Genomic DNA, 11,820 nt, shown 5'->3' on the forward strand with positions numbered 1-11,820 from the left:
CCGGCGGGGGCGCCGTGGTGCGATCGGTGCTCCTCGGTGGTCAGCCCTTGGGGAGGGCCGCCAACTGGGCGGTGATCCGGGCGATATCGGCCTCGGCGGTCGCCTGCCGGGTGCGGATCTTCTCCACGACATGGTCGGGGGCCTTGGCCAGGAAGCCCTCGTTGGACAGCTTCGCGGTCGTCTGCGCCTTGTCCTTCTCGGCCGCGGCGAGGTCCTTGGCCAGCCGCTTGCGCTCCGCCTCGACGTCGATGGCGCCGGACAGGTCCAGCGCCACGGTCGCGCCCGCGACCGGCAGCGAGGCGGTGGCCGCGAAGTCCTCACCGGCCGGCTGCAGGCGCAGCAGGGAGCGCATCGCGTCCTCGTGGGCGGCCAGCGAGGTGCCGGAGAGTTCCAGCCGGGCCGGGACCCGCTGACCGGGCTGGAGGCCCTGGTCGGCGCGGAACCGGCGGACCTCGGTGACCACCTGCTGGAGGTTCTCGATCTCCCGCTCGGCCGCCTCGTCCCGGAAGCCGCTGTCGCCCGGCCAGTCCGCGATGACGACGGACTCCTGGCCGGTCAGCGAGGTCCACAGCTTCTCGGTGACGAACGGGACCACCGGGTGCAGCAGCCGCAGCGTGACGTCCAGGACCTCGCCGAGGACGCGCCGCGCGGCGTCGGCCTCCGCGCCGCCCTTGGCGAAGGTGGTCTTGGACAGCTCGACGTACCAGTCGAAGACCTCGTCCCACGCGAAGTGGTAGAGGACGTCGGAGAGCTTGGCGAACTGATAGTCCTCGTAGTACGCGTCGACCTCGGCGACCACCGCGTTCAGCCGGGACAGGATCCAGCGGTCGGTGGCCGACAGCCGCTCGGGGGCGGGCAGTTCGCCCTCGACCGTGGCGCCGTTCATCAGCGCGAAGCGGGTCGCGTTCCAGATCTTGTTGGCGAAGTTGCGGGACGCCTGGACCCAGTCCTCGCCGATCGGGACGTCCACGCCGGGGTTGGCGCCCCGGGCCAGGGTGAAGCGGACCGCGTCCGATCCATAGGTGTCCATCCAGTCCAGCGGATTGACCGCGTTCCCAAAGGACTTGGACATCTTCTTGCCGAACTGGTCACGGACCATCCCGTGCAGCGCGATGGTGTGGAACGGCGGGGTGCCGTCCATCGCGTACAGGCCGAACATCATCATCCGGGCGACCCAGAAGAAGAGGATGTCGTAGCCGGTGACCAGGACCGAGTTCGGATAGAACTTCTCGAGGCTGTCGGTGCGCTCGGGCCAGCCGAGCGTGGAGAACGGCCACAGGCCGGAGGAGAACCAGGTGTCCAGGACGTCGCTGTCCTGGTGCCAGCCCTCGCCGCTCGGCGGCTCCTCGTCCGGTCCGACGCAGACGACCTCGCCGTTCGGCCCGTACCAGACCGGGATCCGGTGGCCCCACCACAGCTGGCGCGAGATGCACCAGTCGTGGAGGTTGTCGACCCAGTCGAAGTAGCGCTTCGACATGTCCTCCGGGTGGATCTTCACCCGGCCGTCGCGGACCGCGTCGCCCGCGGCCTTGGCCAGCGGGCCGACCTTGACCCACCACTGCATGGACAGCCGCGGCTCGATGGTGGTCTTGCAGCGCGAGCAGTGGCCCACGGAGTGGGTGTACGGGCGCTTCTCGGCCACGATGCGGCCCTCGGCGCGCAGGGCGCCGACGACGGCGCTGCGCGCCTCCAGCCGGTCCAGGCCCTGGAAGGGGCCGTGGGCGGTGATGACCGCGTGCTCGTCCATGACGGTCAGGTTCGGCAGGCCGTGCCGCTGCCCGATCTCGAAGTCGTTCGGGTCGTGGGCCGGGGTGACCTTGACCGCGCCGGTGCCGAACTCGGGGTCGACGTGCTCGTCGGCGACGATCGGGATCCGGCGGCCGGTGAGCGGCAGCTCGATCTCGGTGCCGACCAGGTGGCGGTAGCGCTCGTCGTCGGGGTGGACGGCGACCGCGGTGTCGCCCAGCATCGTCTCGGCACGGGTCGTCGCGACGACAATCGTGGTGCCCGCCCGTCGCCCGCCACCGCCCTCAGCCGAGGCGCTGCGCGCCGCCCCTTCTTCCAGGTCGCCGTACCGGATCGAGACGAGCTCGCCGTCATCGTCGTCGTACTCCACCTCGATGTCCGAGATGGCCGTAAGGCAGCGCGGGCACCAGTTGATGATGCGCTCGGCGCGGTAGATCAGCTCGTCCTCGTAGAGCCGCTTGAAGATCGTCTGGACGGCCTTGGAGAGCCCCTCGTCCATGGTGAAGCGCTCGCGGTTCCAGGCGACGCCGTCGCCCAGGCGCCGCATCTGGCCGGAGATCTGCCCGCCGGACTCGCGCTTCCACTGCCAGACGCGCTCGACGAACGCCTCGCGGCCCAGGTCGTGGCGGGAGACGCCCTCCTTGGCCAGCTCGCGCTCGACCACGTTCTGCGTGGCGATACCGGCGTGGTCCATCCCCGGCTGCCAGAGCGTCTCAAAGCCCTGCATTCGCTTGCGCCGGGTGAGCGCATCAATGATCGTGTGCTCGAAGGCATGGCCGAGGTGGAGCGAGCCGGTCACATTGGGGGGCGGGATGACGATGGTGTAGGGCTCTTTGTCGCTCTTCGCGTCCGCCTCGAAGTAACCGCGCTCTACCCAGCGCTCGTACAGCGGCCCCTCTACATCGGCCGGCGCGTACTGGGTCGGCAGTTCGGGGTGGCTGTTCGGCCCGCTCGCGGGGCGCTGCGAAGAGTTCTCGGTCACGCCCGCAGTCTAAAGGGCCGCGGCCTTCCGTTACGAACCCGTTGTGGCCCCGGCGCCAAGGCGCCCGAGGGCGTCGGGAAGGATGTTTGGAACCTGTCATGCGCATAAGGAGAGGCACATGAGCCATCAGCAGCCGCCGCCGCAGCCCGGCCCCTACGGGGGCCAGCCAGGGCCGTACGGCGCCGGTCAGCCTCCCGTGCCGAATCCGTATGCGCAGCCGGGCTATGGCTATCCACAGCAGCCCCAGCAGGGCGGCTACGGGCAGCCGAATCCGTACGGCGGGTCCGGCGGCGGCTATGGCCATCCTCAGCCCGCCAACCCTTACGGTCAGCCGCCGCAGCCGCCCCAGCAGGGCCCCGCGCCCCAGCAGGGCCCGGGCTACTACGGCGGGCCCCAGACGCCGCCCCCGGGGCCGGCGGCCGGTGGCGCCGGTAAGGGCAGGAAGGTGGGGCTCGCGGTCGGCGCGGTGGTGGTCGTGGCGGCACTGGGGGCGGGGGCGTTCGCGCTGTTCGGCGGCGGCAGCGGCGGCCCGTACAAGCTGACCACGCCCGAGACCGTGGCCGCGGACTACGAGCGCCAGGGCTCGGGCACGGACGACAGCGACCTGTCCGCGGCGGGCCGTAAGGACCTCCAGCAGGTGCCGGTCGTCAAGGACCCGCATCTGGTGGCGGCCGACTACCAGACCTCCGGTAAGGAGATGCTGAAGTTCACCGGCGTCTGGGGCGAGGTGACCGACCCGGAGCGGGGCGCGGACCTCGCGCTGGCGGTCATCGTCAAGACGCTGCAGGACAACGGCACCGCGCAGGCCAAGGGCAGCCCCCAGACGTTCTCGCCGGACGGCTTCGACGGGGACGTCCTGAAGTGCCAGTCCATGAAGTTCACCTCGGATCAGGGATCCATGGAGGCCCCCGCGTGCGTCTGGGGCGACAAGGACACCCTGGGCGTCACAGTCATGGCGGATCCGGCGGCCGCGGTGCTCGGCGGTGGCATGTCCCTTGAGGACGCCGCCGGCATCACGGCCAAGGTGCGCGAGGACGCGCGCGTCGAGATCGACGGCTAGCCCGCGGCCGGCGCAGAGCAACACAACAGCACGTTTCTAACGAGGGATACAGATGAGCTACAACCAGCCGGGCCCTTACGGCCAGCAGCCCCAACAGCCGGGTCCCTACGGACAGGGTGGAGCGGCCGGTCAGCCCGGCTACGGCTACCCGCAGCAGCCGGGTCAGCCGGGTCCCTACGGACAGCCGCAGCAGCCGGGCCAGCCGGGTCCCTACGGGCAGCCGCAGCAGCCGCCCCAGCAGGGCTACGGCTACCCCGGGCAGCCGCAGGGGCAGCCGGGCCCCTACGGCCAGCAGCCGAACCCGTACGCCCAGCAGCAGCAGCCGTACGGCCAGCCGGGCATGCCGGGGCCGTACCAGCCGGGCCCGGGCCAGGGCGGCGGCAAGAAGAAGGGCCTGGCGATCGCGATCGGCGCGGTGGTCGTGGTGGCCGCGGTCGTCGGCGGTGTCCTGGTGGTCCAGGGCGGGGACGACAGCGGTGGCGGCGGTAAGGTCGCCGACGACGGCAAGCGGTACAAGCTCACCACCCCCGAGACGGTGGCCGGCGACTACACCAAGAGCTCCTCCGGCGGGGGCGGGCTCACCGACTCGGACGCGGGCGACTTCGAGAAGTTCGGCGTCACCAACCCCAAGACCGAGAGCGCGGAGTACAAGTCCGGCGAGGGCATGAGCGCCAAGCAGCTCCAGCTCAACGGCGTCTGGGGCGAGGTGAAGGACCCCGAGGCGGTCGTCGACGGCGCCTTCTCGAAGATCGCGCAGGAGGCCGAGAAGGACCCCTCCACCAGCGGCGGGATGAAGGCCGAACTCGTGGGCAGCCCGGAGACGGTGACGCCCAGCGGCTTCGAGAACGCCGTGATGAAGTGCCAGAACACCAAGTTCACCCCGACCGGGGACTCCGGCTCCAGCGGCATACCCACCAAGGGCTTCTCGATCCCGATCTGCATGTGGGGCGACCACAGCACGGTGGCCTACGTGGTCGTCTCCGACGCGGCCGCGGCGCTGTCCGGCAAGAGCATGTCGCTCGACGAGGCCGGTGACATCACCGCGAAGGTCCGCAACGACGCGCGCGTGGAGATCAAGTAGCCGAGCGGGCCGCGCGGTTCACAGGCCACAGCCGATCCGGAGGGGGACCCCCACAGCCATGAGCCACAACCAGCCACCGCCGCCGGGGCCCTACGGCGGCGGGCCCGGCCCGTACGGGGGCGCCCAGCCCCATCCGTACGGCGGTGGGCAGCAGCAGCCCGCGGAGCCGAACCCGTATGCGCAGTCGCCCGGGTACGGCTATCCGCAGGCGCAGCCCCCGCAGGGCTACGGCTACCCGCAGCAGGCGGGTCCCTACGGCCAGCCTCCCTACCCCGCGCCGCCCGCGGCCGGCGGGGGCGGCAACCGCACCAAGATCATCGCGGTGACGGTGGCCGGGCTCGTGGTGGTGGGCGCGATCGTCACCGGCGCCGTGGTGCTGTCCGGCGGCGACGACGGCCCGAAGGCGATGAAGCTGGTCACCCCCAAGACGCTCGACGACGGCACCTACACGCTGGACAAGGGCACGGACGACCTCGACAACGAGGGCACCAGCGTGCAGGGCAGCATGCCCGAGGGCGCGACCTCGGTCCTGGCCCAGTACAAGCGGTCGGACGACGACAATTCGGGGCTCGCCTTCTCCGGTATGTACGGCGACATCAGCGACCCGGACACGGTCCGCGACGAGATGTTCAAGGGCTTCGCGGGCGGCGACGGCTCCCCCACGGTGGAGCGGAAGCGCAAGCGGTTCGAGCCGAAGGGCGCTGACGGCCCGTCGGTGGAGTGCGAGGTGGTCAAGCTCTACGACCGGATCTACGCCCCGGCCTGCGTCTGGGCGGAGGAGACGGACGCGGCGATGGTGCTCGACGTGAACGCGGAGAACACCTCGGTGTCCGACGCCGACATGGACTCCTTCGCCAAGGTGACCGCGGGCATCTACCAGGACACCCGCAAGCCCGCCTGAACCGCCCGTAAAGCGGCCACAGGGCGCGTACGACACGAAGAGGGCCCCGGGGACCGGGGCCCTCTTCGTACGCTCTCAGCGGGGCGGCTACGCGTGCGGGTGCGGTTACGCGCTCTTCTCGTGTCGCTCGCCCGGCTCGGTGCCGCGGGTGCGGGGCACCAGCGTGGGGTTCACATTGGAGTGCACGACGTCCTCGGTGATGACGACGCGGGCCACGTCCTTGCGGGAGGGCACCTCGTACATCGCCGACATCAGCACCTCCTCGATGATCGCGCGCAGGCCCCGGGCCCCGGTGCCGCGCAGGATCGCCTGGTCGGCGATGGCCTCCAGGGCCGGACGGTCGAAGTCCAGCTCAACCCCGTCGAGTTCGAACAGCCGCTGGTACTGCTTCACCAGGGCGTTCCGCGGCTCGACGAGGATCTGCAGCAGCGCCTCGCGGTCGAGGTTGTGGACGGAGGTGATGACCGGGAGACGGCCGATGAATTCCGGGATCATTCCGAACTTCACCAGGTCCTCGGGCATGACCTCCTGGAACTGGTCGCTCGCCTCGATCTCGCGCTTGGAGCGGATCGTGGCGCCGAATCCGATGCCCTTGGCGCCCGCCCGCGCCTCGATGATCTTCTCCAGACCGGCGAAGGCTCCGCCCACGATGAACAGCACATTCGTGGTGTCGATCTGGATGAACTCCTGGTGCGGGTGTTTCCGGCCGCCCTGCGGCGGCACCGACGCCGTGGTCCCTTCCAGGATCTTCAGCAGCGCCTGCTGAACGCCCTCGCCGGACACATCGCGGGTGATCGAGGGGTTCTCGCTCTTGCGGGCCACCTTGTCGATCTCGTCGATGTAGATGATGCCCGTCTCGGCCTTCTTGACGTCGTAGTCGGCGGCCTGGATCAGCTTGAGGAGGATGTTCTCCACGTCCTCGCCGACATAACCCGCCTCGGTGAGCGCGGTGGCGTCGGCGATGGCGAAGGGGACGTTGAGCATCCGGGCGAGGGTCTGCGCGAGCAGGGTCTTACCGGAGCCGGTGGGGCCGAGCAGCAGGATGTTGGACTTCGCCAACTCGATGCCGTCGTCGCGGTTGTGGCCGCCGTTCTCGCCCGCCTGGACCCGCTTGTAGTGGTTGTAGACGGCGACCGAGAGGGCCTTCTTGGCGGCCTCCTGGCCGACCACATAGCCCTCGAGGAATTCATAGATCTCGCGCGGCTTGGGGAGTTCCTCCCAGCGCACTTCGGAGGTCTCGGCGAGCTCCTCCTCGATGATCTCGTTGCAGAGATCGATGCATTCATCGCAGATGTACACACCCGGGCCCGCGATGAGCTTCTTCACCTGCTTCTGGCTCTTCCCGCAGAACGAGCACTTGAGCAGGTCGCCGCCGTCACCGATGCGTGCCACGAGGTGCTTCCCCTTCGCCTTGGATCCGCTTTGCTCCGCGGAACCGGGTGCTTGCGCTGCGCTTTCTGCTTCTTTCCCATGGGCCGGGGCCCCCAGCCCTCTACGACGGTACCTTGCCGGGCCCCCGGTTCGGGCCCCCCTTGGACCTACTCGGTCCAAGGGGGGTGTTTCCACCGAAGATTCAGCCGAGACCGACCGAGGTCTTACGAGTGGAGACGATCTGGTCGATAAGACCGTACGACAGGGACTCCTCGGCCGTGAGGATCTTGTCCCGCTCGATGTCGTCGCGGATCTTCTCGATGGGCGTCGTGGAGTGCTTGGCCAGCATCTCCTCGAGCTGCGAGCGCATCCGCAGAATCTCGTTGGCCGCGATCTCCAGGTCGGAGACCTGACCGCGCCCGGTCTCACTGTACGGCTGGTGGATCAGCACCCGGGCATTGGGCAGGGCCATCCGCTTGCCCGGCGTTCCGGCGGCGAGCAGCACGGCCGCGGCGGACGCCGCCTGGCCCATGCACACCGTCTGGATGTCGGGCTTGACGAACTGCATCGTGTCGTAAATGGCGGTCAGCGCGGTGAACGAGCCGCCGGGAGAGTTGATGTAGACCGAAATATCACGATCCGGGTCCATCGACTCCAGGCACAGCAGCTGCGCCATGACGTCGTTGGCCGAGGCGTCGTCGATCTGGACGCCCAGGAAGATCACGCGCTCTTCGAAGAGCTTGGCGTACGGGTCGTACTCGCGGATGCCCTGGGAGGTGCGCTCGACGAAACGCGGAACGACATAGCGGGATTCGGCCATCGGGCCGGTGTACAGGCCGCTGCCGGGGAAGTTGCTCATCTGGGTCTTCACCATCCTGTGGCGATCTGAGGGCTGGAGGTCGGCTACGGGACGGCGGGCCTCAGGCCCCGGTGCCGCCCCCGCCCGGAACGCTGGAGGCGGACGTCATGACGTCGTCGACCAGGCCGTACTCCTTGGCCTCATCGGCGGAGAACCAGCGGTCGCGGTCGGAGTCACGGACGATCTGCTCAACCGTCTGACCGGTGTGGAAGGCGGTCAGCTCGGCCATGCGCTTCTTGGTGTGCAGCAGCCGCTCGGCGTGAATCTTGATGTCCGAGGCGGAACCCGCCAGACCCGCGGAGGGCTGGTGGATCAGGATCTCGGCGTTGGGCAGCGCGAAGCGCTTGCCCGGGGTGCCCGCGCTCAGCAGGAACTGGCCCATCGAGGCGGCGAGGCCCATGGCGATGGTGACCACGTCGTTCTGGATGTACTGCATGGTGTCGTAGATCGCCATGCCGGCCGAGATCGAGCCGCCCGGGGAGTTGATGTAGAGGTAAATGTCCTTTTCGGGATCGGCGGCGAGCAGGAGCAGCTGAGCCGTGATCTTGTTGGCGATGTCGTCGTCGACCGGCTGGCCGAGGAAGATGATCCGCTCGCCGAGCAGCCGGTTGTAGACCTGGTCGCCGAGGCCACCGACGGTCGGCTCGCCGGCGGCGGAAGGCATCGTATTCGTCACGTATCCACCTGCTCGTCTCTGACGGCTGACTGGCCGTCTCAGCGTCTTCTTCTGGGGTGTGGGGACCTGGCCGCCGGTGTGGCCCCGGCGGGCTCGCGAGACTCCCCTGCCCTCGTATCTACGGACCCTAACGCGCTGGTCGGCGGGCGCCATCCCGCATCAGGAACTGTTCGCTCTGAGCGCATGTTCCGGCGCCGGACCGGCGTCGCGGAACACGAACGGGCCCGGACGCGCGCAGACGTTCGGGCCCGTTCGTACGGGCTGTGGAGCGGACCGGGATCAGCTCTCGGCCTTGTCCTGCTTCTCCCCGGACTCCGCGGGCGCCTCGGCGGCCTCCGCCTCGGCCGCGGCGGGCTCCTCGGCGGTCTCGGAGGTGGCCTCGACCGTCTCGCCGGTCTCGTCCTCCTCGTCGTCCAGGTCCACGGTCTCGCCCTTGTCGTCGACGACCTTGGCGGCCTCGACCACCACGGCCAGCGCCTTGCCGCGGGCGACCTCGCCGACGAGCATCGGCACCTGGCCGCCCTCGACGACGGCCTGGGCGAACTGGTCCGGGCTCATGCCGGAGGACTGCGCACGGCGCATGAGGTGCTCGGTGAGCTCCTCCTGGCCGACGGACAGCTGCTCCTTGTTGACCAGCTCGTCGAGGACGAACTGGGTCCGGATGCCCTTCTCGGCCTGCTCCTTGAGCTCGGCGTCGAACTCCTCGGCGGTCTTGTCCTGCATCTGCAGGTAAGACTCGAGGTTGAGGCCCATCTGGCCGAGCTGGTGGTGCTCGAGGTTGTGCTTACGGGTGTTGATCTCGTCCTGGAGGAGCTTCTCCGGGATCGGCACCTCGACCAGCTCCAGCAGGGCGTCCAGTACCTTCTCCTGGGCCTGGGTGGCCTGCTCGAACTTCTTCGACCGCTCCAGGCGCTTACGGCTGTCGCCGCGCAGCTCCTCGAGGGTGTCGAACTCGCTGGCCAGCTGGGCGAAGTCGTCGTCGAGCTCGGGCAGCTCACGGGCCTTGACCTCGGAGACCTTGACCGAGACCTCGGCCTCCTTGCCCTGGGCGGAGCCGCCCTTGAGCTCGGAGGTGAAGGTGGCCTCGCCACCCGCCTCCAGGCCGGTCACGGCCTCGTCGATGCCGTCCAGCAGCTCACCCGAACCGATGGTGTAGGTGACGCCGGTGGCGACGCCGTCCTCCAGGACCTCGCCGTCGACCTTGGCCTCGAGGTCGATCACGACGATGTCGCCCTCGGCGGCGGGGCGGTCCACCGGGCTGGTGGTGGCGAAGCGCTCCCGCAGCTGCTCGACGGACTTGTCGATGTCCTCGTCCGAGACCTCGACGGAGTCGACGGTGACCTCGATGCCGGAGTAGTCCGGGATCTCGATCGCCGGGCGGATGTCCACCTCGGCGGTGAAGGTCAGCAGCTCGTTGTCCTTGAGCTCGGTGATGTCGACCTCGGGCTGGCCGAGCGGGTTCAGCTCACCCTCGTTGACCGCGTCGGTGTAGAACTTCGGGAGCGCCTCGTTGACGGCCTCCTCGAGCACGGCGCCACGACCGAACCGCTGGTCGATGATGCGGGCCGGGATCTTGCCCTTGCGGAACCCAGGCACCGTGACCTGCTGGTTGATCTTCTTGTACGCCGCGTCGAGGCTGGGCTTGAGCTCCTCGAAGGGCACCTCGACAGTGAGCCGAACCCGGGTCGGGTTCAGGTTCTCCACGGCGCTCTTCACGGTTCGGTCTCCTTGGGGGCTGACGTGTGGTGTTCAGCTGCGGTGCGCTGTCGCGTCGCAGCGGATTCGCGTCCGGTTAAAAGACACAGACACGCAGCTTGCATAGTAACCGCAAGCATGACGGGCCCCACAATGCGATCTTGAAGCCTGTGGATGGTCGGGGTGGCCGGATTCGAACCGACGACCTTCCGCTCCCAAAGCGGACGCGCTACCAAGCTGCGCCACACCCCGTCGGTGCGACACGTAGGGTACATGCCCGCGGACGCCCCGGCTGCCGGTTATTCGACTGGTGGGCAAGGGTGTGCGGGGAACGGTCGAGAACCGCTACGATGCATGCCGTGCCGCGATCCGGGCGATCATGCCTGGGCGGAGGTGTCCGGGAGACCGGTGCATCCGTGTACGCGGCGTGTGCGGGCGTAGCTCAATGGTAGAGCCCCAGTCTTCCAAACTGGCTACGCGGGTTCGATTCCCGTCGCCCGCTCCACGGCTTTCGGCCCGGCCCGGGGAGTTCCCCGGACCGGGCCGTTCGCTTTTGCGCACACTCGCGCGTCCCCGGCACCCGCCCTCCGGGACGCGTGGACGCGGGGGCGGATGCCTCGGGAGTCGATGCCAGGGGTTGGCGATCAGGGGTTGATGTCGGCGATGGCCTCGGCGGCCGAGTCGAGGAACTTCTGGATGTCCGGCGCGACGTTGGACGAGGCGAGCAGGAACCCGAAGAGGATCGCGACCAGGGCCGGACCCCACTTGACCCGGCCATTGCGGATCATGAACACCAGGATGATGCCCACCAGCAGCACCAATGACAGGGAAATGGCCACAACATCCCACCCTCGGTCGCACACGTCTCACAGGCCCCGGAAGCACGCGACCCCGCACACCCCCGCAGTCACCATCGTGCCATCAACTCCCCCCGGTCAGCAGTGGGGTGGAGCGATAAACGGTCACATGTGCACACGACACCCACCCCCTCGGTACCCGGCCGGTAACCGTTCATTCAAAGGGGCGCGGGTGACGCTCCCCACAACTCGGCGAGCCGCCCGACCGGTGAATTCCGATCACCCCGGACGATCCCGGGCAGGAATTCGGAATTCACTCGGCGGTCACTCGGCAGGGTGACAAAACATCAATGAATCAGACATTCCACCAGAGCCCCCTGCGGGGCATATGCCCCAATTAAGCGGGATGAAAGCCGTCAGAACGGACAGCCCACGCCCGGATATCGAATGATCGCATCGCTTTGTCGACTCCCCGGCCGACTTACCGGGATCGACTATCGGCCGCGATACGAAGACGATGAACGGAAAGCAAACTGAACGAGGTTTTACGCAATACAGGTTTCGGCGCTATCGTGCCTCAGATGTTTCACGCTGCCACGACTCCCCCACGCGCAGTGAGGTCGAGGGTGCTCTCCCCCAGTTCCTGGTGGGA

Annotated in this window: 9 protein-coding genes and 2 tRNA genes; 4 read left to right on the plus strand and 7 right to left on the minus strand. The window is 68.7% G+C overall.

Annotation, left to right across the window (positions count from 1 at the left end):
* Positions 1–40: 40 nt before the first annotated feature.
* Positions 41–2,728, minus strand: a complete 2,688-nt coding sequence (locus IEJ02_RS04315; RefSeq protein ID WP_191063416.1) for a valine--tRNA ligase — start codon at positions 2,726–2,728, stop codon at positions 41–43.
* Positions 2,729–2,846: 118 nt separating this feature from the next.
* Between IEJ02_RS04315 and IEJ02_RS04320 the strand changes: the two genes are divergently transcribed.
* Genes IEJ02_RS04320 through IEJ02_RS49700 form a run of 3 tightly spaced genes read left to right on the plus strand, consistent with a single transcriptional unit; the run spans position 2,847 to position 5,770 of the window.
* Positions 2,847–3,788 (plus strand): hypothetical protein, encoded by a 942-nt coding sequence (locus tag IEJ02_RS04320; RefSeq protein WP_191063417.1) that lies wholly within the window; start codon positions 2,847–2,849, stop codon positions 3,786–3,788.
* Between the two features lie 52 nt (positions 3,789–3,840).
* The gene (locus tag IEJ02_RS04325) at positions 3,841–4,869 is read left to right on the plus strand and encodes a hypothetical protein (protein ID WP_191063418.1); all 1,029 of its coding nucleotides are present in this window, start codon (positions 3,841–3,843) and stop codon (positions 4,867–4,869) included.
* A 58-nt stretch (positions 4,870–4,927) separates the two neighbouring features.
* Entirely contained in the window at positions 4,928–5,770 is an 843-nt protein-coding gene (locus IEJ02_RS49700; protein ID WP_191063419.1) for a hypothetical protein, read from the plus strand.
* A gap of 105 nt (positions 5,771–5,875) precedes the next feature.
* Here the strand turns inward: IEJ02_RS49700 and clpX are convergent, their stop codons facing one another.
* From clpX to IEJ02_RS04355, 5 genes are all read right to left on the minus strand, one after another.
* Positions 5,876–7,162, minus strand: a complete 1,287-nt coding sequence (gene clpX, locus IEJ02_RS04335) for an ATP-dependent Clp protease ATP-binding subunit ClpX (RefSeq protein ID WP_037945935.1) — start codon at positions 7,160–7,162, stop codon at positions 5,876–5,878.
* Positions 7,163–7,343: 181 nt separating this feature from the next.
* Positions 7,344–8,000 carry an ATP-dependent Clp protease proteolytic subunit gene (locus IEJ02_RS04340; protein ID WP_030837871.1) on the minus strand — a complete coding sequence of 219 codons (657 nt, stop codon included), beginning with the start codon at positions 7,998–8,000 and terminating at the stop codon, positions 7,344–7,346.
* Positions 8,001–8,061: 61 nt separating this feature from the next.
* Positions 8,062–8,664 carry an ATP-dependent Clp protease proteolytic subunit gene (locus tag IEJ02_RS04345; RefSeq protein WP_171072767.1) on the minus strand — a complete coding sequence of 201 codons (603 nt, stop codon included), beginning with the start codon at positions 8,662–8,664 and terminating at the stop codon, positions 8,062–8,064.
* 291 nt (positions 8,665–8,955) lie between these two features.
* Positions 8,956–10,392, minus strand: a complete 1,437-nt coding sequence (tig, locus tag IEJ02_RS04350; RefSeq protein WP_191063420.1) for a trigger factor — start codon at positions 10,390–10,392, stop codon at positions 8,956–8,958.
* A 154-nt stretch (positions 10,393–10,546) separates the two neighbouring features.
* Positions 10,547–10,623, minus strand: a tRNA-Pro gene (locus tag IEJ02_RS04355).
* Positions 10,624–10,802: 179 nt separating this feature from the next.
* Between IEJ02_RS04355 and IEJ02_RS04360 the strand changes: the two genes are divergently transcribed.
* A tRNA-Gly gene (locus IEJ02_RS04360) sits at positions 10,803–10,876 on the plus strand.
* 139 nt (positions 10,877–11,015) lie between these two features.
* On the opposite strand, the gene IEJ02_RS04365 is transcribed toward IEJ02_RS04360, so the two are convergent.
* Positions 11,016–11,210: a hypothetical protein gene (locus tag IEJ02_RS04365; RefSeq protein WP_037945927.1), complete on the minus strand. Its 195-nt coding sequence runs from the start codon at positions 11,208–11,210 to the stop codon at positions 11,016–11,018.
* Between the last annotated feature and the right edge of the window lie 610 nt (positions 11,211–11,820).

Origin of the sequence: Streptomyces sp. 5-10, from assembly GCF_014712245.1 — a bacterium.
In the GTDB taxonomy this organism is placed as follows: Bacteria; Actinomycetota; Actinomycetes; order Streptomycetales; family Streptomycetaceae; genus Streptomyces; species Streptomyces violaceusniger.

Bases quoted from the DNA above. Each gene is read 5' to 3' on its own strand.
- IEJ02_RS04320 (WP_191063417.1), top strand. From the start codon at position 2,847: ATGAGCCATCAGCAGCCGCCGCCGCAGCCCGGCCCCTACGGGGGCCAG.
- IEJ02_RS04325 (WP_191063418.1), top strand. From the start codon at position 3,841: ATGAGCTACAACCAGCCGGGCCCTTACGGCCAGCAGCCCCAACAGCCG.
- IEJ02_RS49700 (WP_191063419.1), top strand. From the start codon at position 4,928: ATGAGCCACAACCAGCCACCGCCGCCGGGGCCCTACGGCGGCGGGCCC.
- IEJ02_RS04340 (WP_030837871.1), bottom strand. From the start codon at position 8,000: ATGAGCAACTTCCCCGGCAGCGGCCTGTACACCGGCCCGATGGCCGAA.
- IEJ02_RS04345 (WP_171072767.1), bottom strand. From the start codon at position 8,664: ATGCCTTCCGCCGCCGGCGAGCCGACCGTCGGTGGCCTCGGCGACCAG.